Consider the following 26,512-nt stretch of genomic DNA (forward strand, 5'->3'; position numbering starts at 1 on the left):
CCAGTACCGGGCCTAATGTACACGCCGACTGATATATCAGTCATCGATCACTTGCATCGCAGGATGGAGCGCCATGACCGTCCAGACCGGGAGCCTCGCCGGTGTCCTCGATCGCACCCTCGCCCAGACCGACCCCGAGGTGCACGCGGCCGTCGCCGCCGAGCTCACCCGGCAGCGCACCACGCTGGAGATGATCGCCAGCGAGAACTTCGCGCCGCTCGCGGTCATGGCCGCGCAGGGCTCGGTGCTGACGAACAAGTACGCCGAGGGCTACCCCGGCCGTCGCTACTACGGTGGTTGCGAGCACGTCGACGTCGTCGAGCGGCTCGCCATCGAGCGGCTGCGCGCGCTGTTCGGCGCGCGGTACGCGAACGTCCAGCCGCATTCCGGGGCGCAGGCCAACGCCGCGGTGATGGCCGCGCTGCTGGAGCCGGGCGACACGATCCTGGGCCTCGACCTCGCCCACGGCGGTCATCTGACCCACGGGATGCGGCTGAACTTCTCCGGCCGGCTCTACCACGTCGCGGCCTACCACGTACGCGAGTCCGACCACCTCATCGACATGGACGAGGTCGCGCGGCTGGCCCGCGAACACCGACCGAAACTGATCATCGCGGGATGGTCGGCCTACCCGCGCCACCTCGACTTCGCCGCCTTCCGGCGCATCGCCGACGAGGTGGGCGCCTACCTGATGGTCGACATGGCGCATTTCGCCGGGCTCGTCGCGGCGGGGCTGCATCCCTCCCCCGTGCCGCACGCCCATGTGGTCACCTCCACCACGCACAAGACGCTCGGCGGCCCCCGGGGCGGGATCATCCTGACCGGCCAGGACGATCCGGCACTGGCCAAGAAGATCAACTCAGCGGTGTTCCCCGGGCAGCAGGGCGGCCCGCTCGAACACGTCATCGCGGCCAAGGCCGTCACCTTCAAGCTGGCCGCCGAGCCCGCGTTCGTCGAACGTCAGCAGCGCACGCTGGCCGGCGCCCGCCTGCTCGCCGACCGGTTGCTCGCCGACGACTCGCGTGCCGCGGGCGTCGGCGTGGTCAGCGGTGGCACCGACGTCCACCTCGTGCTGGTCGATCTGCGGTCCGCCGAGCTGGATGGCAAACAGGCCGAGGACCGGCTGCACCAGGTCGGGATCACGGTGAACCGCAACGCGGTCCCGTTCGACCCGCGCCCGCCGATGATCAGCTCCGGGGTGCGCATCGGTACCCCGGCGCTGGCGGCCCGCGGCTTCGACCTCGACGCCTTCGCCGAGGTCGCCGAGATCATCGCCCGCACGCTGCGCCCGGAGTTCGACGACGCCGGGCGCGGGCAGCTGCGCAACCGGGTGACCGAGCTGGCCGTCCGCTACCCGCTCTACCCGGCCCTGCAGGAGACGGCGTGAAGCCCCCGGCCACCCCGGGCGCCGACCTGCCCGACCACCCCGACTTCCTCTGGCGCAACCCCGAGCCGCGCCGCTCCTACGACGTCGTGATCGTCGGCGGGGGCGGGCACGGGCTGGCGACCGCGCACTACCTGGCGCGCAACCACGGGATCACCGACGTCGCGGTGCTGGAGCGGGGCTGGCTCGCCGGCGGGAACATGGCCCGCAACACCACGATCATCCGGTCCAACTATCTGTGGGACGAGAGCGCCGCGATCTACGAACACGCGCTCAGGCTGTGGGAGGGCCTCGAGGAAGACCTCGGCTACCCGATCCTGTTCAGCCAGCGCGGCGTGCTCAACCTGGCCCACACCCTGCAGGACGTGCGCGACAGCGTGCGCCGGGTGGAGGCCAACAAGCTCAACGGGATCGACGCCGAATGGCTCGGCCCGGACGAGGTCAAGAAGGTCTGCCCGATCGTCAACACCTCGACCGAGATCCGCTATCCGGTGCTGGGCGCCACCTACCAGCCGCGCGCCGGGATCGCCAAGCACGACTACGTGGCCTGGGGCTTCGCCCGCCGGGCCAGCGAGGCCGGGATCGACCTGATCCAGGACTGCGAGGTCACCGGCTTCACCACCGACGGCGGGCGGGTCACCGGGGTGCGCACCAGCCGCGGCGACATCGCCTGCGGCCGGGTCGCGCTGTGCGCCGCCGGACACACCTCGGTGCTGACCGACCTTCTCGGCATCCCGGTGCCGGTGCAGAGCCACCCGCTCCAGGCCCTGGTCTCCGAGCTGCTCGAACCGGTGCACCCGACCGTGGTGATGTCCAACGCGGTACACGTGTACGTCTCGCAGGCACACAAGGGCGAACTGGTGATGGGTGCGGGCGTGGACGCCTACAACGGCTACGGCCAGCGCGGCGCGTTCCACATCATCGAACGGCAGATGGCCGCGGCGGTGGAGCTGTTCCCGGTGTTCGCCAGGGCGCATCTGCTGCGGACCTGGGCCGGCATCGTCGACGTCTGTCCGGACGCGTCCCCGATCGTCGGGCGCACGCCCTACGAGAACGTCTACCTCAACTGCGGCTGGGGCACCGGCGGCTTCAAGGCCACCCCGGGCGTCGGCTGGTGCCTCGCGCACACCATCGCCCACGGCGAACCACACCCCTACGTCGCCCCGTTCACCCTCGACCGCTTCGTCACGGGGGCGCTCGTCGACGAGCACGGCGCTGCCGCGGTCGCGCACTAGGAGAGCCCATGCAACTCATCGACTGCCCCTGGTGCGGCCCCCGCGAAGAGGTCGAGTTCCACTACGGCGGGCAGGCCCACGTGGCCTATCCGGACGACCCCGCCGCGCTCTCCGACGAACAATGGGCGCACTACGTGTTCTTCCGGGCGAACCCGAAGGGCCCGTTGGCCGAGCGCTGGAGCCACGCCGCGGGATGCCGCCGCTGGTTCAACGCCGTGCGCGACACCGCCAGCCACCGGTTCCTCGCCGTCTACCGGCCCGACGAGCCCCAGCCGGTGATCTCGTGACCGCCCCGTTCCGCGTCCCCGGTCTCGGCCGGGTCGACCGCACCACCACGCTCGGCTTCACCTTCGACGGCCGGGCCTACACCGGCCACCCCGGTGACACCCTGGCCTCGGCGCTGCTCGCCCACGGGGTGCACCAGATCGCCACCAGCATCCGGCTCGGCCGTCCCCGCGGCGTCACCGCCGCCTGGGCCGAGGACCCGTCCGCCCTGGTGCAGATCGAGGAGCCGTTCCCCGAGCCGATGCTGCAGGCGACCACGGTCGAGCTGTTCGACGGGCTCGTCGCGCACGGCGTCCCCGGCCAGGGCAGGCTCGCCGACGTCCCCGACACCGCACGCTACGACAGCACGCACGCGCACGCGGACGTCCTCGTCGTCGGCGCCGGGCCCGCCGGGCTGATGGCCGCGCGCACCGCTGCCAGGTCCGGCGCCCGCGTCGTGCTCCTCGACGACCAGTCCGATCCGGGCGGCGCCCTGCTCGGCACCCGCGAGGAGATCGACGGCGCCCCGGCGCTGGACTGGGTCGCCGCGGTATCCGAGGAGCTCGCCGGACACGACGAGGTGCTGCACCTGCAGCGCACCACCGCCTTCGGCCACTACGACGACGGCTTCGTCCTGGCGTTGCAGCGGCGGACCGACCACCTCGGCACGGCGGCGCCGCGCCACCGCTCGCGGCAGCGGGTCTGGCGGATCCGGGCCCGGCACGTCGTGGTCGCCACCGGCGCGCACGAGCGGCCGGTGGTGTTCGCCGACAACGACCGGCCCGGGATCATGCTCGCCGGCGCCGCACGCACCTTCCTGCACCGCTACGGCGTGCTGGCCGGACGCGACGTCGTCGTCTTCACCACCGACGACGCCGCATACGCCGCCGCGGCCGACCTCGCCGACGCCGGGGCGCGCGTGCACGCGGTCGTCGACGCCCGCGCCGAGATCCCGGCGCACGGGAACGCCGAATGCGAGCGCCGCGGGATCCCGGTGCGGCGCGGTCAGGTCGTGACCGGCACCGACGGAACCGACCGGATCACCCACGCCCACGTCGCCGCGCGGGCCGGGGGCGAGTCCGAGCGGCTCGCCTGCGACCTGCTGCTGACCAGCGGGGGCTGGAATCCGGCGGCGCACCTGTTCAGCCAGGCCCGCGGGCGGCTGCGCTACGACGCGGGCCGCAGTGCCTTCGTGCCCGGCGAACGGCTGGCCGGGGTGAGCGTGGCCGGTGCCGCGAACGGGACGTTCGACCTCGCCGGCTGTCTGCGCGAGGGGGCCGCCGCCACCGGGGGCGCACCGATCCCCGCCGTCGCCGCGGCGCCGGAGCCGACCCCGCCGCTGGTGCTGTGGCGGGTACCGGGCCCGCCGGACACCCAGTTCGTCGACGTGGCACGGGACGCGACGGTCGCCGACATCGCCCGCGCCGTCGGCGCCGGGATGCGCTCGGTCGAACACGTCAAGCGCTACACCACCATCGGCACCGCACACGACCAGGGCAAGACGTCGGGGATCATCGCGTCCGGCATCATCGCCGAGCTGCTCGGGGCACCGGTCGAGGCGTTGGGCACCACCACGTTCCGCCCGCCGTACACCCCCGTCGCCTTCGCCGCGCTGGCCGGGCGCAACCGCGGTGTGCTGTTCGACCCCGAACGCACCACCGCCCTGCACGACTGGCACGTGGCCAACGGTGCGGTGTTCGAGGACGTCGGGCAATGGCGCCGGCCGCGTTACTACCCCCGCCCGGGGGAGGACATGGACGCCGCGGTGCTGCGCGAATGCGCGGCGGCCCGCACGGGCGTCGGCATCCTCGACGGCTCCACCCTCGGCAAGATCGATGTGCAGGGCCCGGACGCCGCGGTGCTGCTCGACCGGATCTACACCAACCTGATGAGCAGCCTCACGGTCGGCGCGGTGCGCTACGGCCTGATGTGCGGGCTCGACGGGATGGTCATCGACGACGGCACCGTGATGCGGCTTGCGCAGGACCGGTTCCTGCTGTTCACCACCACCGGCGGGGCGGCGACGATCCTCGACTGGATGGAGGAGTGGCTCCAGACCGAATGGCCACAGCTGCGGGTGCATCTGACGTCGGTGACCGAGCAGTGGGCGACCTTCCCGGTCGTCGGGCCGCGCTCCCGGGATGTCATCGCGGCCGTCGCCCCCGGCCTCGACGTCGCGAACGACGCCTTCGGGTTCATGACCTGGCGGGACACCACCATCGGTGACGTGCCGGTGCGGATCGCCCGGATCAGCTTCTCCGGTGAGCTGGCCTTCGAGGTCAACGTGAACGCGTGGTTCGCGCCCGCCGTCTGGCAGCGGCTGCTCGCCGCGGGGGAACCGCACGGCATCACCCCCTACGGCACCGAGACGATGCACGTGCTGCGCGCCGAGAAGGGGTATCCGATCATCGGCCAGGACACCGACGGCACCGTCAGCCCGCATGATCTGGGGATGGCCTGGGCGGTGTCGAAGCGCAAGCCGGACTTCATCGGGAAGCGCTCGTTCAGCCGCGCGGAGAACCGCAACCCACAGCGCAAGCAGCTCGTCGGGCTGCTCCCGGTCGACCGCGACCTGCTGCTTCCCGAAGGCGCGCAGATCGTCGAGTTCGGCGAGGGTGAGCCGGCGCCCCCGCCGGTCCCGATGCTCGGCCACGTCACGTCGAGCTACCGCAGCGCCGAGCTGGGACGCACGTTCGCGCTGGCGCTGCTCAAGGCCGGCCGGTCCCGGGTCGGCGACACCGTGGGCGTGCCGGTGGGCGGCACCCTGGTCCCCGTGGAGGTCACCGGGTCCGTCCTGGTCGACCCGGAAGGAGCGCGTCGTGACGGTTGAGCAGCTGGCCCGCACCAGCCCGCTCGCGCGGGTGTCGAGCCGGTTCGCCGGGCTGCCGGACGGGGTGGAGCTGGCCGAGGAGGCCTTCGTCGCGCAGGCCGGTCTGCGGGTCGCCCCGGGTGGGCCGGCCGCCGCGCACGTCGCCGAACGGCTCGGGGTCGCCCTGCCCGGCCCGGCGCGGTGGGTGCGCGGCACCACGGCGACGGTGGTGTGGCTGGGCCCCGACGAATGGCTCGTCACCGACCCGGCCGTGGCGCCCGCTGACCTGGAGGCCCTGCTGCGCGCCGCCGTCGGGCCCGGCGCCGGGGCGGTCGTGGACGTCTCCGCGCAGCGCACCACCCTGCGGCTGCGCGGCGCGCACGCCCGCGACCTGCTGGCCACCGGCTGCGCGATCGACCTGCATCCGCGGGTGTTCGCCGCGGGCAGCGCCGCGCAGACGGTGCTGGGGCAGGCCGGGGTGATCCTGCTGGCCCTCGACGAGCACGGAACCGACTACCGGATCCTGATCCGGGCCTCGTTCGCCGGTTATCTCGCGGCCTGGCTGCTCGACGCGGCCACGGAGTTCAGCACCGATCCCGGCGCCGCGCGGGCGGACGACAGCCGATGACCATCAGCGTCTTCGACCTGTTCAGCATCGGGATCGGCCCGTCCAGCTCGCATACGGTCGGCCCGATGCGCGCCGCGTACCGGTTCGTCACGGGGCTCGCGGACCTCGCGCTGCTCGAGCGGGTCGCGGGGGTACGGGTCGAGCTGTTCGGTTCGCTCGGCGCCACCGGGCACGGACACGGCAGCGTGGGCGCGGTGGTGCTCGGGCTGGCGGGCGAGCGGCCCGAGCTCGTCGACCCCGTGGCCGCGGCGCCCCGCGTCGAGGCGGTCCGCACCGGTGGACGGCTGCGGCTCGCCGGTCGGCGCGAGATCGATTTCGCGGTGGCCGACGACATCGTCCTGCACCGTCGCGCGACGCTGCCGTTCCACCCCAACGGCATGCGGTTCACCGCCGTCGACACCGCCGGTGTCCCCGTGGCCACCCGCGAGTACTACTCCGTCGGCGGGGGGTTCGTGCTCGACGAGGACGAGACCGGGCGGCCCGCGATCGTCGCGGATCCGACCCCGGTCCCCTACCCCTTCCGCAGCGCCGCCGAACTGCTCGGCCACACCCGCGAGACGGGGCGTTCGATCAGCGAGATCGTGCTGGCCAACGAGCTCGTCCGGCGAACCGGGGACGAGGTGCGGTCGGGCCTGCTGCACATCTGGTCGGTGATGCAGGAATGCGTGGAACGGGGCAGCCGCACCGGCGGCGTGCTGCCCGGCGGCCTGCGGGTCCGGCGCCGCGCGGCCGCCCTGCGGACGATGCTGGAGTCCCGGCCCGACGACGACGATCCGTTGCGCGCCATGGAATGGGTCACCCTCTACGCGCTCGCGGTCAACGAGGAGAACGCCGCCGGGGGCCGGATCGTCACCGCGCCCACCAACGGGGCCGCCGGGATCGTCCCCGCGGTACTCCACTTCTACCGCCGGTTCTGCCCCGCCGCCGACGACGAGGGTGTGGTCCGGTTCCTGCTCACCGCTGCCGCGATCGGGATGCTCTTCAAGGAGAACGCCTCGATCTCCGGCGCCGAGGTGGGCTGCCAGGGCGAGGTCGGGTCGGCCTGCTCGATGGCCGCCGGCGGGCTCGCCGCGGTCCTGGGCGGGACGCCCGAACAGATCGAGAACGCCGCCGAGATCGGCATCGAACACAATCTCGGGCTGACCTGCGACCCGGTCGGCGGCCTCGTGCAGATCCCCTGCATCGAGCGCAACGCGGTGGCCTCGGTGAAGGCGATCACCGCCGCCCGGATGGCGGTCCGGGGCGACGGCCGGCACCACGTCAGCCTCGACAAGGCGATCACGACCATGCGCGAGACCGGCGCGGACATGAGCGACAAGTACAAGGAGACCGCCCGCGGGGGGCTCGCCCTCAACATCGTCGAATGCTGACCGGCCCCGGCTCCCGCGGGCGCCGCGGAACCAGGACGCGGCGGTGCGGGGGCGGCGGCGCGTGCTGCCGCCACGCTCCCCCGGCCTTCCCCGATCACCGGGGCACGTGGGCAGCGGCAGCATGCGGTGCCTAACCTTGGCCCGTGTCAGGAATTCCGTCGAGCGCCGGCGCCCCACCGGGACCGGTGAGTCCGGTCGTCATGCGCGACGTGCTCGGCCACTTCGTGTCGGGCGTCGTCGTGATCACCGCGGGCGGTGCCGACCGACCACTCGGTTTCACCTGTCAGTCCTTCGCCTCGCTGTCCCTGGATCCGCCGCTGGTCAGCTTCTGCCCGGCCCGCACGTCGACCACCTGGCCCGAGATCCGCAGGGTCGGCCGGTTCTGCGTCAACGTGCTCGCCGAGGACCACCAGCACCACAGCGCCGGGTTCGCGCGCTCCGGAGTGGACAAGTTCGTCGACGTCGCATGGCGACCCGCGCCGTCGGGCGCACCGATCCTCGACGGGGTGAGCGCGTGGATCGACTGCTCGCTCTGGCAGGAGTACGACGGCGGTGACCACACGATTGCCGTCGGCTACGTGCACGACCTCGGTGCCGACCCGCAGCGGCTGCCGCTGCTGTTCTACCGCGGCCGATACGGGATCGCCGACATCTCCGGCCCGGCCCGCGGTCAGGGCAACCGGTAGGCACGGTTCCCGGTCCGCTCGGCCGCCAGGGCCGCGAGCAGTTCGCCGAGGGCATCGAGACGGTGCGCGCTGACCAGCGCATCGCAGTACGGCAGTGCCGCCGCCATCCCGCCGACCAGCGGGCGATAGTCCGCGTGCCGTGTGCGGGGGTTGGCCCACACGACCCGATGGGCCAGCCGCGACAGCCGCGCCATCTGCACCGCCAGATCGTCGGGGTCGCCGGTGTCCCAGCCGTCGGAGATGATCAGTACGACGGCACCGCGCGCCATCCCACGAGCGCCGTGGTCATCGAGGAACCGCTTGACGGCCTCGCCGATCCGGGTGCCGCCCGACCAGTCGGGGGGCAGCGTCGCGGCCCGCTGCAGCGCGACGGCCGGGGTGGTGCGCGCCAGCGCGCCGGTGAGCCGGGTCAGCCGGGTCGCGAAGGTGAAGATCTCGGCGTGGGCACCGACGCGCGCACAGTAGAGCAGTTGCAGCAGCGCGCGGGCGTAGGGCTCCATCGAGCCGGAGATGTCGCAGAGCACGACGAGCCGTCGTGGCCGTGGCCGACGGCGGCGCCGGACCAGCCGGATCGGGTCGCCCCCGGTGCGGCGGGCCCCGCGCAGGCTGGCCCGCAGGTCGATGCGGTGACCGGACGCGGCGCGGTGGGTGCGTCGCGAGCGGCGCACCGGCGTCACGATCTCGAACCGCCGCATCGCCGCGGCCAGGATCTGCAGCTCCTGCGGTGTCAGCGCGTCGAAGTCACGAGACGCCAGCCGTTCGGCAGCGCTCGCCGCCGAGCCCACCGGGACCTTCCGGCCGGAGGGCTGACCGGTCCGCGGCCCGGTGCGGGCGATCCCGTTCCCGGCGGCGCCCGGCCACGTGGACGCACCATCACCGGACGACGGCGGGGCGGGATCCAGCGGCGGTGAACCGGGGTCCCCACGGGACTCTGCGTCGTCGACGAGCCCGCCGAACACCGCGGCGAACACCCGGTCGAGCACCGGGACGTGGGCCGGGTCGGTGACCAGGGTGGCCAGCGCGCAGTGGTACAGCCTGCGTGTCGTGGCCGGTTCGACGGCGATCACAGCGCGGGTCAGCCGCTCGGCGCGGTCCGGTCCGACCGGAAGTCCGGCGGCGTGGCAGGCGGCGGCGAACCGGGCGGCCAGCGCCGGCAGGTCACCCGTCACGGAAATACCCCGACTCGGTCGCGGGAATACCCCGACTCGCGGGGGGCGGGTCAGGCACGGGCGATCAGGGCGGCCAGGCCCGCCTTCCGGGCGGTGGCGGTGTCCTCGTCGTACTTGAGCACGGCGCCGAGTGTGCGTTCGGCGGCGACCGCGTCGAGCTCGCGGACTCCGAGCACGTGCAGGGCACTCGTCCAGTTGATCGCCTCCGCCACCCCGGGGCGTTTGAGCAGGTCGAGCCTGCGCATCCGGGCCACCGCCCCCGCCACCTGCGCGGCCAGCCAGCCCGCCGCGTCGGGCACCCGGCGCCGGATGATCTCCTCGACCCGGACCGGGCCGGGATGGGCGATCCAGTGGTAGAGGCAGCGGCGCTTGAGCGCGTCGTGCAGATCGCGGGTCCGGTTCGAGGTCAGCACCGCGATCGGCGGCACGACCGCGCGGCGGGTACCCAGCTCCGGGATCGTCACCGCCGACTCGGCGAGCAGCTCGAACAGGAACGCCTCGAACTCGTCGTCGGCCCGGTCGATCTCGTCGATGAGCAGCACCACCGGCCGCGGACCGGGATGGCTGATCGCCGCCAGCAGCGGTCGGGCGAGCAGATGGTCGGGGGTGAACAGGTCATCGTCGGTGAGCTGCGCACCCCGCGACTCCGCCAGCCGGATCGAGAGCAGCTGCCGGGGGTAGTTCCATTCGTACAGCGCCTCGGCCGCCGTCAGCCCCTCGTAGCACTGCAGGCGCACCAGCGGTGTGTCGAGCACCTCCGCCAGCGCCACGGCTGCCTGCGTCTTTCCGACGCCCGGCTCGCCCTCCAGCAGGATCGGCTGGCCCAGCGCCACGGCCAGGAACAGGGCCGTGGCCAGTCCGTCGTCGGCGAGGTAGCCGGTGCGTTCCAGTCCGTGACGCAGCGAGTCGACGTTCACGGCGCCTCCGGCGCCCGCGGATGCTCGCCATCACCGGACCGCGACGTGCCGGTCAGGAGCCGGAACTCGGCGAATATCGCCAGCGCGATCTCGGCCGGGGTACGGGCGCCGATATCGAGGCCGGCCGGGGCGTGGACCCGTCGGCGCTGCTTTTCGTCGACGTCGAGCCCGCCCAGCACCGCCGCGGCCCGGCGCCGGCTCGCGACCAGCGCGACATAGGGCACCCCGGCCCGCAGCGCCGCGGTCAGCACCGCCGCCTCGTCGCGTCCGTGCGAGGCCACGACGACCGCGGCGGCGTCGGCCGGGAGCGCCCCGGCCGGGGCGGCGATCGGCCGGACGTCGTAGTCCAGGGCCGCGCCGACCCGCCGCAGCGCTCGCGCGACCGGGGCGTCGCCGAGGACCGCCACCAGCGGGGCGGGCAGCACCGACTCCAGGAAGATCTCCAGACTGCCCCCGGACAGGCAATGGTTCTCGACGATCCGGAGCCCCGGCTCGGGCGGGGCGTCCCCACCGCCACCCCCCGGCGTGATGCGCAGCAGGCCGGACTCGCCGTCGCGCAACATCCGCAGGCTCTCCAGCCGCATCGTCGACTCGGCGCACACACCACCGACGAAGCCCTCCACCGTCCCGTCGGGCAGCACGAGCGCCTGATCACCCGGTTTCGCGCTGGTGGGCCGCTCGGCACGGACCACCGTCGCGAGCACGAACGGGGTGCGCCCGAGGCGCAGCTCGCCGGCGCGGCCGGCCAGTCCGACATCGCTCACGGCTCATCCGATGGCCAGATCGGTGCGCAGCGAGCGGCCCTGCATGGCCCGCCACACCTGCGCGGGGGTGAGCGGCATATCGGCATGCCGCACCCCGATGGCGTCGAGGACGGCGTTGACCACGGCCGGCGGCGAGCCGACCGTGGCCGACTCCCCGACACCCTTGGCGCCGATCGGATGGTGCGGCGAGGGCGTCACCGTCTCCCCCAGCTCCCAGGACGGGCACTCCACCGCGGTGGGCAGCAGGTAGTCCATGAACGAGGCACCCAGGTGATTGCCGTCGGTGTCGAAGGCCATCACCTCCATCAGCGCCATCCCGATGCCGTCGGCGAGCCCGCCGTGCACCTGCCCCTGCACGACCATCGGGTTGATCCGCACCCCGCAGTCGTCGACGGCGACGAACCGGCGGACCTTCACCTGGCCGGTACCCGGGTCCACGTCGACCACGCAGACGTAGGCACCGCACGGGTAGGTGAGGTTGGGCGGGTTGTAGACGCAGGTGGCGTCCAGATGCCCCTCCACGCCCTCGGGCAGCTCCAGGTCCGAATGCGCGGCCATCGCGATCTCGGTCATCGACGTCGACGCCGACGGGTCGCCCGTGACGTGGAAGCGTCCCTTCGACCACTCCAGGTCGGCGGGTGAGACCTCGAGCATCGTCGCGGCGACGATCCGGGCCCGCTCCCGAACCTTGCGGGCCACCACGGCGGCGGCCGCGCCGGACACCGGTGTCGACCGCGAGCCGTAGGTGCCCAGCCCGAACGGAGTCTGGTCGGTGTCGCCCTGAACGACCTCGATGTCGTCCGGGGAGATCCCCAGCTCCTCGGCGACGATCTGCGCGAACGTGGTCTCGTGGCCCTGCCCCTGCGACTTGCAGGACAGGCGCAGCACGGCTTTCCCGGTGGGATGCACCCGCAGCTCCGCGCCGTCGGCCATGCCGAGCCCGAGGATGTCCATGTGTTTGCGTGGCCCGGCGCCCACGGCCTCGGTGAAGAACGACAGCCCGATGCCCATGAGCTCATCGGCCTCGCCGCGCTCGTACGCGGCGCGCCGCGCGGCCTGCTCGCGACGCAGCTGCGCGTAGTCGGCCAGCTGCAGCGCCAGCCCGAGCGTCTTCGGGTAGTCGCCCGAGTCGTACTCCCAGCCGGTCGGGGTCGTGTAGGGGAACTGCTCGGCCCGGATGAGGTTGTTCATCCGCAGCTCGGCGGGATCCCAGCCCTGGTCGGTCGCGAGTACCGTGACCAGCCGCTCGATCAGGTACACCGCCTCGGTGATCCGGAACGAGCAGGCGTAGGCGACGCCGCCGGGCGCCTTGTTGGTGTAGACGCCGGTGACCGTGCAGTGCGCGGCCTGCAGGTCGTAGGAACCGGTGAACACGTGGAACAGCCCCGCGGGCAGCTTCGACGGTTGCGCGGTGCCGTTGAACGCACCGTGGTCGGCGAGCACCGTCACCCGCACGCCGAGGATCCTGCCGTCCTTCGTGGCCGCGATCTCGCCGTGCATGTGGTAGTCGCGGGCGAACGAGGTGCTCATCAGGTTCTCGGAGCGGTCCTCGACCCATTTGACCGGGGCGCCGGTGATGATCGAGCCGACGACCGCGCAGACGTAGCCCGGGTAGATCCCGACCTTGTTGCCGAAGCCGCCGCCGATGTCCGGCGAGATGATCTGGATCTTGTGCTCGGGCAGGCCCGCGACCAGCGCGTACACGGTCCGGTGCGCGTGCGGGGCCTGGGTGGTGGTGTACACGGTGAGCTTGCCGGTCACCGGGTCCATGCTCGCGATCGAGCCGCAGGTCTCCATCGGCGCCGGATGCGTCCGCGGATAGACCATGTCGCAGCTGGACACGACGTCGGCGCGGGCGAACACCTCGTCGGTGGCCGCCGCGTCGCCCGCCTCCCAGTCGAAGATGTGGTTGTCGGTGCGTCCGGTGAGGTCGTCTCGAATCACCGGCGCGTCCGGATCAAGGGCCCTTCGCGCGTCCACGACCGGGGTGAGCGGCTCGTACTCGACGTCGATCAGGGCGAGCGCGTCGCGGGCGGCGTAGCGGTCCTCGGCGACGACGAACGCGACCTCCTGCCCCTGGAACCGGACCTTGTCCGTGGCCAGTACGGCCTGCACGTCGTGGCTGAGCGTCGGCATCCACGCCAGGCCCAGCCCGGCGAGGGTCTCCCCGGTGATCACCGCCCTGACCTTGGGGTGCGCCTCGGCGGCGGTGGTGTCGATCGAGACGATCCGGGCGTGGGCGTACGGGCTGCGCAGGATCGCCGCGTGCAACATCCCGGGCAGCCGGATGTCGTCGAGGTAGCGGCCCTTGCCGCGCAGGAACCGGGCGTCCTCCTTGCGCCGCATCGGACCGTAGCCCCGCGGTGTGGTCGCGGCGGCCGTGGTCGACCCGATCTCCGCGCTCATGCCCGCGCTCCCTTCGCCTGCGACAGCTCGGCCGCGGCGCGCACCGAGCGGACGATGTTCTCGTAGCCGGTGCAGCGGCAGATCTGCCCGGAGATGGCCTCCCGGATCTGCTGCTCGGACGGATCCGGGTGGTGGTCGAGCAGCCAGCGGCCGGTCATCAGCATCCCGGGGGTGCAGAACCCGCACTGCAGGCCGTGGTGGTCGGAGAAGGCCTGCTGGATGGGGTCGAGCCCGTCGGCGGTCGCGAGGCCCTCGACGGTGCGGACCTCGTGCCCGTCGGCCATCACGGCCAGCACGGTGCACGACTTCACCGGGGTGCCGTCGAGCCAGACGACGCAGGTCCCGCAGTTGGAGGTGTCGCAGCCCCAGTGGGTGCCGGTCAGGCCGAGGTGGTCGCGCAGCAGGTGCACGAGCAGCAGCCGGGGCTCGACCTCGGCGGTGTGCTGCGTGCCGTTCACAGTGACCGTGATCTGCATCCTCAGACCCCCTCGGTCTCGGCGGCGGCGCCGACGGCGCGGGCGGCGGCCCGGCGCAACGCCCGCGCGGTCAGCTCCCCCGCCAGATGGCGCTTGTAGTCGACCGGGCCGCGCTGGTCGGCCACCGGGTGGCAGTGCTCGGCGGCGATCCGGCCCGCCTCGGCGAAGGTCTCCGCGGTGGCCGGCCTGCCGCGCAGGAACTCCTCGGCCTGCTCGGCGGCGAAATGGGCGGCGCCGACGGCGGTGAGCCCGATGCCGGCGTCGGAGACGAGGTCCCCGTCCAGCCACAGCACCGCGCCCGCTGCGGCCACCGCCCAGTCACCCACCCGGCGTTCGACCTTGGTGTAGGCGCTGCCACCGCCCGGCCGGATCGGAACCCGCAGCTCGGTGAGGATCTCCGCGTCGCCGACGACGGTCTGGTACGGCCCGACGTGGAACTCGCGGACGGGCACCGTGCGTTCGCCGTGCGGGCCCCGGATGACCGCGGTGGCGCGGACCGCGCTGAACGCGGCCGACAGGTCCTCCGACGGATCGGCCTGGCACAACGATCCACCGACGGTTCCGCGGTTGCGCACGATCGGGTCGGCGATGACCCGCTCGGCGTCCCGGAAGATCGCGAAATGCTCGCTGACCACCGGCGAGTCCAGCAGGTGGGCGTGCCGGACCAGCGCACCGATCCGCAGCCATCCCGCGTCCACACCGATCCGGGTGAGCTCCGTCAGGTCGTTGATGTCGATCAGCGTCTCGGGATTGGCGATCCGCAGCTTCATCATCGGGATGAGGCTGTGCCCGCCCGCGACGAGACGGGACTCCGGGCCGTGGCGGCTCAGCAGGTCGATGGCGTGCTCGACGCTGGTCGCCCTCGCGTACTCGAACTGGGCAGGCACCTGCATGGGCCCTCCCGTGCTCCGATTGGACGAATCAAGGTCATCGTGATGCGGCACACCTGCGCGTTCAAGAGCGGGATAAGCCTTCGCTTAATGCGCTGGTCGAGCACACTGTGCGGGGTGACGTTGACACAGCTGAGCGCGTTCGTGCTCGTCGCCCGGCTGGGTTCGGTCCGGGCGGCGGCGGCGGCGCTCGGGGTGAGCGAGCCCGCGGTCTCCCAGGCGCTCGCGGCCCTGCGCCGCCACCTCGGCGACCCCCTGGTCATCCGCGGGGAGGACGGCATGGTGCTGACCGAGGGCGGGAAGCGACTGGTCACGATCGCCGCGCAGATGGTGGGCCTGGGGGCCGACGCCGAGGCCGCGGTGCGCTCGGCGCAGGGCGCGCCCGATCAGTTGCGGCTCATCGCGCCCAGCGACATCGTCGAGTTCGTCGCGGGCCCGCTCGCGGCGGCGTTCGGCACCCGGATCGGCAACGGCGTCGAGGTCTCCTCCGGCGTGGCGGGGGTCGCGGAGATGGGGGTGCTGCTCGCGCAGCGGCTCGCCGACGTCGCGCTCGGGCCGCCCCTGCGGTCCGACCCCGGCCTCGGCCTGGTCAGCGACCCGATCTTTCGCTGCTGGCTCGTCGTACTCACGGCGCCGGCGAACCCGCCCCGCGGCACCCCCACGCAGTGGCGATGGCTGGTCGATCCGTCCGGCACCGACCCCGGCACCGACGTCGGGCGGCTGCTGCGCACGCTCGGGATCCCGGAGTCGAGGGTCAGTGTCTACCCGAACCAGACCGCGGCGTGGGATGCCGCGGCCCGGGGCGGCGGTGTCGCACCGGGGATCGCGCATCTGGCCACCCACCAGCTGCGCCGCCGGGAGCTTCAGGTCGTGGAGCTGGCCGGCACCCCCGTCGGGCTGAGCTGGTACGCGACCACCCTGGCGGCCGACCGGCGTTCGGTGGCCGCCGGAGCGCTGCGCCGCTTCCTCGACACGCCGGAGGCGATGAAGCTGTTGCGGGCTCCGGGCGCCGGGGTCCCGCCGTCGCGGTTTCGGCCTCCGGTGTTCGTGACCCTGTGGAGCTGACCCGCCGACGCGACCGCCGCGGCGTGGCGCACCCTGGCGGGCAGAGGCACCACGAGGTCCGCACGCACCCGACGATCCGGCCGGTGCCTCCGATTCGCAGGTCCGACCCGCCGCGATGTCCCATTCCGCCCCGGGCTGTGCTTTCCTGGTCACAACCCGAGATGCGGCTCACGGCAGGCGGATGGCTGGTGGGATGCGACGGCCCTCACGGACAGCGGTTCCGGCGGCACCGGGCACCGGTCATCACCGACGCGCCGATGTCTCCGGCCGAGGAACGGCGGCATCGGGAACGGGTCTACGCAGCGCTGATGGCCGTCCACCTCCTCGGCCTGCTGATCGGCGCGGTGCTGTACTTCCAGGCGCCCTGGGCCGGGCTGGCGATCTTGATCGTGACCGGTCCGCTGCCCTGGGTCGCCGTCGTCCTGGCCAACGAGCGCAGCCGGCGCCGCCGGCCGTGAGAGGCTGGGTCGGGTGATGCGCGCCGATGCCGTTCCAGGGCCGGCCCGATGCTGAGGACCACGCAGCCGCATCCCGATCCGCCGCCGCGCCGGTCGCGTGCGCACCGTCGGTTCCGGCGTACGGCCGCCCTCCTGCGCGAGCTTCGTTCCTGGCCGACGCTGCTGCTGATCGGGTTGTGCCTGTTCGCCGGCGTTCCGGCCGCGATCATGCTGACCCCGAACCAGCAGGTCGTCGCGCTCGGCCAGCACATCAGCGTCGGCGCCCGCACGCCGACGCCGTCGGTGTCGGGACCTGCGCAGCTGGTCCAGATCGGCAACACCGAGCTCGACATCCCGCGCCTGCAGGTATACGGCCCACTGCGCCCGCAGCTCGTGCTGGGTCCGGTGCAGCGGAACGCGGCCGCAGCGGAGGTGCTCGACCCCGACCGCACCCGGCAGGCCCGCGAGGACGCCCGGGCGACGCTGATCAACGGGTTCCTGCGCTGGTACGCGTTCGGCGCGCTCGGCCTGGTCGCCATCACCCTCGCGGCCAGTGCCGCCGTCGGCTGTATCCGGATCCTGGCCCTGCTGCGGCGGCAGAGCCGGATCGGCGGCGGGCACCTGACCGGCACCGAGATCTGGCACCGCAGCGCGGGGGCACTCGGGCGGATGACCGTGCTGGCGCTGACCGTGTCCACGCTGGCCTGGGTGGCGTGCGGGGTACTGGCTTACCGGGGCACCATGCGCGGACTCGCCGACGTCCATTCCCTCTCCGATCTCGTCGGCACCCACCACGTCTCGCCCGCCCCGGTCGGGCCCACGGTGTTCGGCTATACCGGCGCCGTGGTCGGCGACTCCCGGGTGGCACGGGTGGGCGGGCCCCCGATCCCCGATGCCACGCCGCCCGATCTCGCCTGCGAGCGCAGCGCCGACTCGCTGGGCCACGAGCTCGGCCGGTTGCTCGCCGCCCAGGTCCGCACCCTCGCCTGCTCGGGCGCGACGATCACCGAGGGTCTGCTCGGGCCGCAGCAGCGCGGGGACCTGACGGTGCCCGCCCAGATCGGCCTGCTCAAGCAGGTCGACGGGGTGCGCTTCGTCGTCGTCGCGATCGGCCCCAACGATCTGGGCTGGGCCGACTTCCTGGCCTACTGCTACGGCGTGCCCGACTGCACGGACAACCTCACCCAGGGGGAGTTCGACTACCGGCTCGCCGCGTTCGACCGCGAGTACGGCAACCTGCTGCAGGACCTCGCCGAGCTGCCCGGGCAGCCCCAGATCGTGATCATGACCTCGTACGACGTGTTCGCCCCCGACGCCGACTGTCCGGACGCGCACGGTCCCCCCGGCGTCGCCGGGCTCAACCGGGACGAACTCGAGCTGCTGACCGCCCGCAACGCCGCGCTGAACTCCATCCTGCGCAGCGGCGCCGAGAAATACGGGTTCGACGTCGCCCGGCCGGGACTGGCCCCGCTGTGCACCGGATCGGCGGGTGACACGCTGGGCCCCGATCTGCAGGGGCTCGCGGCTGCGCACCCGTTCCATCCCACCGGTGTGGGCTCGCTGCGGATGGCCGCGGCCGTTGCGCGGCTGCTCGAACCGGCTCCCTGAGGTGGGGCGCCCACTCAGCGGTCGCGCGGCCCACGGGCGCGCCGCTGCTGCCCCTCCGCGGAGTCGAGCCGCTCCCCGATGGTGCGCAACGAGTTGCCCAACCTACGCATCGCGTCGGCGCTGAGCGGTGAGACCACGAAGCTCTCCTCGGCGTTGAACCGTGGAAACAGTTCCTCGACGAGCTGACCGCCCCGGTCGGTGAGCTCGACGATGACGAGCCTGCCCTCGGTCTCGTGCGCGCGGCGGGTCAGCAGTCCTCGGCGCTCCAGGGTGGCGAGCACACCGCTGAGGGTGCTGCGGTTGACCCCGACCTCTTCGGCCAGGTGGCGAGTCTGCAACTCGCCGTGCAGCCAGAGCACCCAGAGCACGACGAAACCGGTCCAGGTCAGCTCGCTCTGCTTCAGCACACCCTGCTCGAGGTGGTGCCGGATTCGCATCGCGGTCCGCTGGATGTTGGCGACCGTGGTCAGCGCCTGCAGGTCGACCGTTTCCCCGGGGGCCTGCCGGTCGGCGAGAAGATCCGCGACCGACCGCAGACTTGGCCGTTCGCCACCGACCCCTGCTGCACGTACGGAATCGGCCGCTTCTACCCGCTCTCGCCGCCGTGCCGTGGGCCCGCCCGCCATGGGAAGAATAGTAGCCATCAATGACCGAGTCGGCCTTCTCTGGGAGATGTCGGTCTTGACCGGCGTGGTACCGCTGCCGCCGCCGGTCGCCATGCCCTGGTGCCGATTTTGTACGCGTATTTCCGGTGAAATATCGACGACGGGCGATCCGGCGCGGCGCCGGAACGGGCGGTCCCGAAGGCGCCCGCGCGGGCCCGCGCGGTCCGACGACCAGATGGCGCACGTTCACCATCTGATCCGAACCATCGACCGATCCATTCGGGCCGGCATCCGAACTGGCCACCAGGCGCTTCCTGCATGAAGGGTCCGGGACGGCGTCGTTGTCTCGGCGCTGCGCCACGGGATCGGTCCGCCGCCCGCCGCGTCGCGGATGCGCTCCCGTCCGGCGGGCGCTCCGACCTGCGGTGGCGCGGTGCCGAACGGCATGAGCGCCTCCGGGGCATTGCCGACTGTCCCGTCCACCGGCCGCGCCGGCCCGGAAGATCATTGACGAGAAGGGTTCCACCAGCGGGCATTCGGACATGCGAGCGGACGAATACCGCCGTGGCCGCATTGAGCCGGATCCGGTCGTTGCGCGCATCGTTGAGAACCATTTATTCATTCGCTTGCGAATACTCTGAGATATCGACGGCGGGCGGTCGGAACCGGACCTCACAGCACACGGGAATGGCGGTGAGGTGCGTCCGGTATCCACTCAGCGTTGCGGTGGTACGCGCGCGACGCTCCCGGCCGCGCCATCAACAGTGATCATCTCCCCGGTCGCCAGCAGCGCCGTCGCGTCCGGGACACCGACGACCGCGGGGATGCCGTACTCCCTGGCCACCACCGCACCGTGCGAGTTGGCCCCGCCCATCTCCATGACCAGGCCTCCCGCGGTGAGAAACAGCGGCGTCCAACCGGGGTCGGTGGAGGGCGCGACGAGGATCTCGCCCGGCCGCAACCCGGCGTCTGCGGGGTCGAGCACCACCCTGGCCGGGGCGGTCACGGTCCCGGCCGAGGCCGGGCTGCCGACCAGGGTGCCGACGCCCTCGGCCGGTGGAGAACGGAGCGCCTCGGGCTCGGTCCCGTCGGAGAGCAGCACCCGCGGCACCCGCCTGCGGCGCAGCTCCCGGTCGTAGGCGGCGCGCCGGCGTTCGACCTGCGGTCGCAGGTCCGCCCCCGCCACCGCGGCGGCGGCCTGCACCAGGTCGAGGTAGACGATGTCGGCCGGATCGTCGAGCAACCCCCGGTCCGCCAGTTCCCGGCCCACCAGAACCAGCTGGGCACGGGCCGCGGCGAACAGGCGGATCAGCAGGTCCTTGTGCGTTTCGCGGATCCCGGCCAGCGCCCGCACCCTGCCCAGGGCGAAGCCGACGGCGGTGGCCCGCAGCCGCGAGCGCCGCCGGACCCGGTCGACCACCGACGCGACGGCCGCGATGGCGGCTCGTTCCCCCCGGGCGAACCGGGCGTCCGGGGCGAGACCCGGATCGGCGGCCGGTCGCAGATAGCCGGCCAGCACGCCGAACAGGTAGCCCGGGTCGTCCGACCAGCGCGGCATGCCGAGATCGATCTCCGCGACCGCATGGTGTCCGTGCGCCCGCAGAAACTCTGCGACACCCTCTTGCAGGACCGCGGGCAGCGCACCGCGGCGATACCGGTCGGCCAGCTCACCGGGCGTCCTGTCGCGGACCGCAGCCGCCGCTTCGGCATCCACCCGGATCCGCACCGCCAGCGCCCACAGCCGCAGGTCCATCTGGGTGGTGACGTTGTGCGGCAGTGACCGGAGCACCTCGTGGACGTCATCGGGCGCGAGGTCCCGACCCGCCAGCAGGCGCGCGACCCCGAGCATGGCGAATCCGGCCGCGGGGACCGGGACGACCGTGAAGACCAGCGGGTACACCCCGCGCAACAACCGCTCGACCTGCGCGAGCCGCTGGGCCGAGGTGAGCCCGGGCGGAACCTCCGCCATGGCGGCGAGGGCGGCCTCCACTCGTCGGATCCGGCGCCGGGCCGCCGCGGGCGAGGCGAGCGCCTGCACCAGGTGCAGGGGGATCCGGAACTGCATCCACAGCCGCGCCGCACGTCGCAGGAAGGGCCACCACGCGGTCCGCTCGACGGCGTAGGTGGGGTCGCCGAACAGCCCTCGCAGCACCACGGCCGACCGTGCTTCCATGACCCCCAACACCCGCGGTACCAGCGCCCGCCCGGCCCGGCTGCGCAGCGCCGGGGTGATATCGACGAACAGCCGCTCGCCCGCCGTCACGATGCCGGCGGGGCCGCGCCGGGCGTCTCCGATCGGGGTGCCGAACATGTGGTGCGCGCCGATCGAGGCGACGACCCGCACGGCCGAGATCCCCATCGGGGTCACCGGCCGGACCAGTCCCTGGGCCAGACTGAGGCAGAAGTACACGCGATCGGGGCGAACGGGCTCGGGCAGCGGGAACAGCGTCGTGATCGGCCGGGCCTGGGTGAGCCAGAGCGCACCGGAGGCGTCGATCGCCCATTCGAGATCCTGCGGCGCACCGTAGTGCTCCTGGACCCGGACACCGAGCGCGACGAGCTGCCCGATCTGCGCCGGCGTGAGACAGGGTCCGGTATCGGGCGAGCGGTGCTGCCACCGCGTGCCGCCGCCCGGCACCGGCCGGACCGCTGTCCGCTTGTCCCCCAGCCGCTGCCGCACGATCCGCCCGGTCGGCGTGTCGACCACGAACTGGTCGGGGTTGACCGCACCGGAGACCACGGCCTCGCCCAGCCCGGGGCTCGCGTCGATCACGGTGCGGGTGCGGGTGCCCGCGACCGGGTCGGCCGTGAACAGCACCCCGGCGACCTGGGCGTCGACCATCACCTGAACGACGACGGCGAGCCGGACCGCGGCCTGGTCGATCCCGGCCGTGGCGCGGTAGCTGACGGCCCGCTCGGTCCACAGCGATGCCCAGCAGGACCGCACCGCCTCGAGCAGCGCGGCCGTGCCCACGATGTTGAGCGAGGTGTCCTGCTGTCCGGCGAAGCTCGCCTCGGGCAGGTCCTCCGCGGTCGCCGAGGAACGGACGGCGACCGGGACGTCGGGGCCGAGGCCGGCGTAGGCGGCCGCAACCTGTGCGCGAACCCGCGACGGGATCGGCGCGGCGAGCAACCGCTCGCGCAGCGCGGTGGCCTGGCCGGCGGTGATCGGTCCGGCGAGCCGCTCGCTCAGTCCGGCCACGTCAGCGACCTGGGCGTACGCGTCGGTGGTGATGCAGAAGCCGGGCGGCACCGCCAGCCCCGCCGCGAGCAGCTCGCCGAGATGAGCGGCCTTGCCACCGACCTGAGCCCACGACGCGGCGGTGACGTGGGCGAGATCCAGGACCAGCGGGCGAGCTGCAGCGACGACGGGCGACTCCGCGCTGACCATGGTTGACGGTAACGCCGCCCGACCCGAAGTTCAACATAGGATGAAAAGTTCCCACCCCGCGGCGATCCCGGCCCCAGCCCGCCTGCCACGCGTGATGGAGCCATAACGCGCCCGCAGCCCACAGCGCCGTCTCATCGCAGCGGGTAGCCGAGCAGGTCCATCCACAGGCTCTGAGTGAGAACGAGGTAGACGTTCGCCACGATCGAGATCAGGGCGCCAAGCCGCATCATCTCCCCCCATTTCAGCCCCGAAGCCTCGAACGCGACGAGGACGGCCACCGCCGAGATCGGCACGAAGATCGCGAAGTTCAGCGCGTTCACGAGAATCAACGAGAACGGCAGAACGCTGAGATCGAGCGCGGGTGCAAGCGCGATGGCCAGCGGCACGAACGCGGCGGCCATCGCTCCCCCGCTCAGCACCCCGGCCCGGGCGATATGCAGCGCGAACGCCAGCACGAGCACCACCAGCACTGGATGATGCAGGCCGGACCGTGTGATCGGCCCGACCAGGAAGTCGGCGAGCCAGGTGACCCCGCCGGTCTTGTAGAGCAGGTCCCCCATCGAGATTGCGCCACCGATGAGGAACAGAACCTGCCACATCATGTGCTTGCCGTGCTGCTGGAATGAGATCCCGGTCCACGGAGCGAGCAGCAGCAGCGCCATGATCACCGAAACCATGCCGGTCGAGATGTGGTGCAGCGGCTCCGTCACCCACAGCACGAAGCCGACCGCAACGGTCACCAGGGTCCAGATCTCGGGACGGCTGAAGGGCCCGAGTTCGGCGCGCATCTGCGGCAGCCGCGTCGTGGCGTTCGGGACCTCCACCTCCGACATGCGGAACCACCGCCGGATGATGAAGAACAGGATCGGGATCAAACCCCACAGAGGCAGGTTGAAGACCAGCCAGTCCAGCCAGGTGACCTCGATCCCGTACGAAGACTTCAAGAGTCCGGTCAGCACCAGGTTCGGAACCCCGGCGGTGAGGAAGAAGACACCGGCGAACAGTGGCACCAACCCGGCAACGGTCAGCACGGTCGCGGAGTGCGCACGGTCGAGCGGGCGGGAACGTTGGCCGTCGGAAATCTCGCCGAGACAACGTGAAATGGGCAGAAAGAGCGCGGTCTCGCTGACGGTGGGCAGCACCGCGTGCAGCAGCGTCCCCGCGCCCATCAGCGAACCCAGAATGCGCGACGCCCGGGTCGAGCGGACGAACGCGACGATCCCGAACGCGATCCGCTTCCCCAGACCGGATCCGATCATGGCCGCGACGAGCACGAATGCCCCGAAGGCAAGGAAGAACACGTCCCCCGAAAACGCGCCGAACGCCATCGGGATCGGGACGCCGCCCAGCACGACGGCGAACAGTGGCGCCCCGACACCGACAACGGCCTGCGGGAGGGCGTCCGTCGCGAGGCAGATGACGAACCACAGGAAGACCCCGAGGATGACCTGACCCTCCGCCGAGAGTCCGGGCAACGCCGGGCCGAAACGTGCCGCGAGCATGACCCCGAACGCCAGGAGGAGACCGACCGCCTTGCCGATCGGAAAGTCGATTCGTGCTTCCTTGCCGGCCTCGCCGCGAATGGGCGCGCCCGGCTTACTGACAACGGTTACCATGCTTGAGCCTCCGGATCCGACGCCCGTGCGTCCGCTACCTGCACTCGACATGTGATCCAGAACACGGTCGTTTCGACTGTCGTGCAGCCGCAATATGCAGGGCGTTCAGCATTCAAGTTGAACGCCCCGCCCGCCGTCTCCTTCGACACCCGCCGCGCCGACCCGCACACTGTCGTCGCAAAACTTGCTTCGCGAAGGAGCGGAGAGGAGATCGAGGGTGGGCCGCATTCCCCAGGATCCGATGACGAATCGCCTCGAGCGTCTCCTGGTTCTGCCAAGAGCCGCCGTCGGGCTCGGGCTGGCCGTCGTAGTTCCGGTGGTGTCCGATCTTCCCCACCCCGTCGCCGTCGCCGCGGGGCTGTACCTCCTCGCGGTGTCCGCGGCCGCTGCAGTTGTCCTGCGGCGGGAACCTGCCGCCCGCCTCGGGCTGTGGACCAGCGCGGCCGACACGATCGCGGGGATCGGCGTCGTGATGGCGCTCGGAACCACCGAGTCCAGTCCGGCGGTCTTCCTCCTGCCGCTACTGGCGTTCGAACTCGCACTCAAACACGGCCTTCCCGGGATCACGCTCGCGCTCGGCGCGCTCGCCGTCGGGATCGGCGCCCGCGCGGCCCACCGGGCCCAGCAGTTCGGGCTCGAACCCCGAGTCTGGCTGATCGCGGTCATGGCCGCCCTGACCGGCCTGCTGGTAACCGCCGCCAGCGCCCTGCGGCTCGCCGAGCGGCGGCGCGACGACGCCGAACGCGATCGGAGGCTGCTCGCCGGGCTGTTGCGTGGCACGGTCGAGGCCGTGCTCGCGGAGTCCGGCCGGTCCACCCGCGCCGCACACCACAAGGACCTTCGTGAGCTCGTCGACCTCGCGTGCCGGCATCCCGCGGCGGGGACCGAGATCGCGCGCCGCCTCGCCGCGGAGATCACCGTGCGCCGCGGCTCACCGGGTCCGCTCAGCGCTCGCGAGATGGAGGTGCTGCGGCTGCTGCGCGACGGTCATTCCGACCGGGCCATCGCCAAGCAACTGTTCCTCTCACAGGGCACCGTCCGGGTGCACATCTCCAACGCGACGCGCAAGCTCGGGGTCCAGAGCCGCTCCGACGCCGTCGACTGGCTCCGTGCGCAGGAGGCCGAGGCGCAGCCGGCCGACGAGCCTGAGGTCCGACCTGCGTAGCGGACTTGTGCAGGGTGTTTATTGCGTCTGAACGCCGGCCTCGGCGAGCCTGCCGGTGCGGGCCGCGAGCGCCCGCGCCGATGATCGAGAGGATGAGGATGGCCGGTAGCAGAGTGGTCTTCCACGTGGCAGATGGCGAACCGCTCGGGCATGAGACGGCGCTGCGCAATGTCCGCAACACCATGGATGACCTGCCCGGCGCGGCGGTCTGTCTCGTTGCACACGGCCCGGGTCTGCGGTTGCTCACCGGCGAGACGGGTTTCGGTGCAGGCGTGGAGGAGCTGGCCGCCGCCGGCGTCGAGGTCCTGGCTTGCCGCAACACCATGAAACGGCTCGGGGTCGCGGAGAACGCGCTGCGGGCGGGAGTCGGCACGGTCTCCGCAGGCATCGGCGAGCTGGTCCGGCGACAGGAACAGGGGTGGGCTTATGTCAGGGTCTGAGGCCGCGGTCGAGCTGACGGTGCCGCCGATGGACGCGATCGCCGACCTGCACGGTGATCCGCTCACCGCGGAACTCGTGCTGTTCATGAACGGCAACCAGTTCATGGTGATGCCGGAGCTCGTCTCCGCGTTCCGCGCAGCACATCCGCAGGTGGGCGGCGTGTTCTATGAGACGATTCCACCCGGCGTGCTGCTCGAACAGACGCGATGCGGGGCCTTGCGGATGGGCGAGCTGGTACTGAGCGTGCGCCCCGACGTCGTCGCGGCCGGTCCGTCGGCCCTGGCGCCGCTGCACCGCGACGGCCTGATCGAGACGCCCAGGGTCTACGCGAGCAACGACCTGGCGATCATGGTCGCGTCCGGAAACCCGGTCGGGGTGACCGGCCTGGCCGACCTGGCCCGTCCGGAGGTCCGCGTGGCCATGCCCAATCCGGTGACCGAAGGCGTGGGCGAGCTGATCGCACAGGCGCTCGAACGCGCAGGCGGCGTAGGCCTGCGGGGTGAGGTGATGGAGCGGAAGGTCACCGCGGGCACGACGCGGATGACCCGGATTCATCACCGCGAGAGCATGCTCTGGCTCGAGTCCGGCCAGGTGGATGTCTGCCCGCTGTGGACCACGGAGGCGCGCTACCACCAGGAGCGAGGCGCCGCTGTGGAGATCGTTCCGATTCCGCCGGAGCACAACGTGACCGGGCGCTACAGCGCGGCCGTGACGCGCAAGGCGCGCCATGCCGAGGCGGCGGGCGCGTTCATTGAGTTCCTCTGCAGGGACGGCGCCGAGATCTACCGGCGATATGGGTTCGGGCACCCAATCGGCGAGAAGATCGAGGTCGGCCCGGACGCGAAGGACCGCATCGTGGCTCCATAACGCGCTCCGCAGGCCAGCCCCCAGCACATCATGGCTCCATAAGGCGTGCAGCCGGCATCGGGCGAGCGGTCCTGCCACCGCGTGCCGCCGCCCGGCACCGGCCGGACCGCCGTCCGCTTGTCCCCCGGCCGCTGCCGCACGATCCGCCCGGTCGGCACATGACAAGTGCCGGTGCGCCGCCCCTCACCTGGTCGGTGTCTCGGCGGGCCGCCGGAGCCCGGGCGCGGGGTGGTTGCGGTGCCGGCGGGCCGCGGCCAGCAACTCCGCCCGCCGCCGATCCGCCCGCCGCCGCTCCGCGATCAACGTCCGCAACACCCGC

Annotated in this window: 22 protein-coding genes; 13 read left to right on the top strand and 9 right to left on the bottom strand. The window is 72.4% G+C overall.

Annotated elements, in window-relative coordinates:
• Positions 1–73: 73 nt before the first annotated feature.
• From glyA to ACFQE5_RS11295, 7 genes are all read left to right on the top strand, one after another.
• Entirely contained in the window at positions 74–1,387 is a 1,314-nt protein-coding gene (gene glyA, locus ACFQE5_RS11265) for a serine hydroxymethyltransferase (protein WP_379584809.1), read from the top strand.
• Positions 1,384–2,619 carry a sarcosine oxidase subunit beta family protein gene (locus ACFQE5_RS11270; RefSeq protein WP_379584810.1) on the top strand — a complete coding sequence of 412 codons (1,236 nt, stop codon included), beginning with the start codon at positions 1,384–1,386 and terminating at the stop codon, positions 2,617–2,619. Before glyA ends, ACFQE5_RS11270 begins: the two co-directional genes overlap by 4 nt.
• Positions 2,620–2,627: 8 nt before the next feature.
• The gene (locus ACFQE5_RS11275; RefSeq protein ID WP_379584811.1) at positions 2,628–2,906 is read left to right on the top strand and encodes a sarcosine oxidase subunit delta; all 279 of its coding nucleotides are present in this window, start codon (positions 2,628–2,630) and stop codon (positions 2,904–2,906) included.
• Positions 2,903–5,713 (top strand): 2Fe-2S iron-sulfur cluster-binding protein, encoded by a 2,811-nt coding sequence (locus tag ACFQE5_RS11280; protein WP_379584812.1) that lies wholly within the window; start codon positions 2,903–2,905, stop codon positions 5,711–5,713. Before ACFQE5_RS11275 ends, ACFQE5_RS11280 begins: the two co-directional genes overlap by 4 nt.
• Positions 5,703–6,320, top strand: a complete 618-nt coding sequence (locus tag ACFQE5_RS11285; RefSeq protein WP_379584813.1) for a sarcosine oxidase subunit gamma — start codon at positions 5,703–5,705, stop codon at positions 6,318–6,320. The genes ACFQE5_RS11280 and ACFQE5_RS11285 overlap by 11 nt, the downstream gene beginning before the upstream one ends.
• A complete protein-coding gene (locus ACFQE5_RS11290) occupies positions 6,317–7,690 on the top strand; it encodes an L-serine ammonia-lyase (RefSeq protein WP_379584814.1) in 1,374 nt (457 codons plus the stop codon). The genes ACFQE5_RS11285 and ACFQE5_RS11290 overlap by 4 nt, the downstream gene beginning before the upstream one ends.
• 200 nt (positions 7,691–7,890) lie before the next feature.
• Complete coding sequence (locus ACFQE5_RS11295) at positions 7,891–8,376, top strand: flavin reductase family protein (protein ID WP_379585063.1); 486 nt, start codon at positions 7,891–7,893, stop codon at positions 8,374–8,376.
• On the opposite strand, the gene ACFQE5_RS11300 is transcribed toward ACFQE5_RS11295, so the two are convergent.
• From ACFQE5_RS11300 to ACFQE5_RS11325, 6 genes are read right to left on the bottom strand one after another with little or no spacing between them, the layout of a single operon-like run.
• Positions 8,361–9,545 (bottom strand): vWA domain-containing protein, encoded by a 1,185-nt coding sequence (locus tag ACFQE5_RS11300; RefSeq protein ID WP_379584815.1) that lies wholly within the window; start codon positions 9,543–9,545, stop codon positions 8,361–8,363. The genes ACFQE5_RS11295 and ACFQE5_RS11300 overlap by 16 nt on opposite strands.
• A gap of 50 nt (positions 9,546–9,595) precedes the next feature.
• Positions 9,596–10,462, bottom strand: coding sequence for an AAA family ATPase (locus tag ACFQE5_RS11305; protein ID WP_379584816.1), 867 nt, complete (start codon positions 10,460–10,462; stop codon positions 9,596–9,598).
• Entirely contained in the window at positions 10,459–11,226 is a 768-nt protein-coding gene (locus ACFQE5_RS11310) for an XdhC family protein (RefSeq protein ID WP_379584817.1), read from the bottom strand. The genes ACFQE5_RS11305 and ACFQE5_RS11310 overlap by 4 nt, the downstream gene beginning before the upstream one ends.
• Before the next feature lie 3 nt (positions 11,227–11,229).
• Positions 11,230–13,632: an aerobic carbon-monoxide dehydrogenase large subunit gene (locus tag ACFQE5_RS11315; RefSeq protein WP_379584818.1), complete on the bottom strand. Its 2,403-nt coding sequence runs from the start codon at positions 13,630–13,632 to the stop codon at positions 11,230–11,232.
• Positions 13,629–14,108, bottom strand: a complete 480-nt coding sequence (locus ACFQE5_RS11320) for a (2Fe-2S)-binding protein (protein ID WP_379584819.1) — start codon at positions 14,106–14,108, stop codon at positions 13,629–13,631. Before ACFQE5_RS11320 ends, ACFQE5_RS11315 begins: the two co-directional genes overlap by 4 nt.
• A 2-nt stretch (positions 14,109–14,110) precedes the next feature.
• Positions 14,111–15,001, bottom strand: coding sequence for an FAD binding domain-containing protein (locus tag ACFQE5_RS11325; protein WP_379584820.1), 891 nt, complete (start codon positions 14,999–15,001; stop codon positions 14,111–14,113).
• 114 nt (positions 15,002–15,115) lie between these two features.
• Between ACFQE5_RS11325 and ACFQE5_RS11330 the strand changes: the two genes are divergently transcribed.
• From ACFQE5_RS11330 to ACFQE5_RS11340, 3 genes are all read left to right on the top strand, one after another.
• On the top strand, positions 15,116–16,063 hold the full coding sequence (locus ACFQE5_RS11330) for a LysR family transcriptional regulator (RefSeq protein ID WP_379584821.1): 948 nt from the start codon (positions 15,116–15,118) through the stop codon (positions 16,061–16,063).
• Between the two features lie 161 nt (positions 16,064–16,224).
• Positions 16,225–16,521 carry a DUF3099 domain-containing protein gene (locus tag ACFQE5_RS11335; RefSeq protein ID WP_379584822.1) on the top strand — a complete coding sequence of 99 codons (297 nt, stop codon included), beginning with the start codon at positions 16,225–16,227 and terminating at the stop codon, positions 16,519–16,521.
• A 48-nt stretch (positions 16,522–16,569) separates the two neighbouring features.
• Positions 16,570–18,108, top strand: coding sequence for a GDSL-type esterase/lipase family protein (locus ACFQE5_RS11340; RefSeq protein ID WP_379584823.1), 1,539 nt, complete (start codon positions 16,570–16,572; stop codon positions 18,106–18,108).
• 14 nt (positions 18,109–18,122) lie between these two features.
• On the opposite strand, the gene ACFQE5_RS11345 is transcribed toward ACFQE5_RS11340, so the two are convergent.
• The 3 genes from ACFQE5_RS11345 to ACFQE5_RS11355 form a co-directional block, all read right to left on the bottom strand.
• Positions 18,123–18,734: a MarR family winged helix-turn-helix transcriptional regulator gene (locus tag ACFQE5_RS11345; RefSeq protein WP_379584824.1), complete on the bottom strand. Its 612-nt coding sequence runs from the start codon at positions 18,732–18,734 to the stop codon at positions 18,123–18,125.
• 694 nt (positions 18,735–19,428) lie between these two features.
• Positions 19,429–22,104, bottom strand: a complete 2,676-nt coding sequence (locus tag ACFQE5_RS11350; protein ID WP_379584825.1) for a PEP/pyruvate-binding domain-containing protein — start codon at positions 22,102–22,104, stop codon at positions 19,429–19,431.
• Between the two features lie 131 nt (positions 22,105–22,235).
• The gene (locus tag ACFQE5_RS11355; protein WP_379584826.1) at positions 22,236–23,720 is read right to left on the bottom strand and encodes an SLC13 family permease; all 1,485 of its coding nucleotides are present in this window, start codon (positions 23,718–23,720) and stop codon (positions 22,236–22,238) included.
• Between the two features lie 319 nt (positions 23,721–24,039).
• Here ACFQE5_RS11355 and ACFQE5_RS11360 point away from each other — a divergent pair, with 319 nt between their 5' ends.
• The 3 genes from ACFQE5_RS11360 (at position 24,040) to ACFQE5_RS11370 (ending at position 26,193) form a co-directional block, all read left to right on the top strand.
• Entirely contained in the window at positions 24,040–24,885 is an 846-nt protein-coding gene (locus ACFQE5_RS11360; RefSeq protein ID WP_379584827.1) for a helix-turn-helix transcriptional regulator, read from the top strand.
• A gap of 98 nt (positions 24,886–24,983) precedes the next feature.
• Positions 24,984–25,325 (top strand): DsrE family protein, encoded by a 342-nt coding sequence (locus ACFQE5_RS11365; RefSeq protein WP_379584828.1) that lies wholly within the window; start codon positions 24,984–24,986, stop codon positions 25,323–25,325.
• A 28-nt stretch (positions 25,326–25,353) separates the two neighbouring features.
• A complete protein-coding gene (locus tag ACFQE5_RS11370; protein ID WP_379584829.1) occupies positions 25,354–26,193 on the top strand; it encodes a molybdate ABC transporter substrate-binding protein in 840 nt (279 codons plus the stop codon).
• Positions 26,194–26,512: the final 319 nt, after the last annotated feature.

The organism is Pseudonocardia hispaniensis (assembly GCF_042658695.1).
GTDB classification, from domain to species: Bacteria; Actinomycetota; Actinomycetes; order Mycobacteriales; family Pseudonocardiaceae; genus Pseudonocardia; species Pseudonocardia hispaniensis.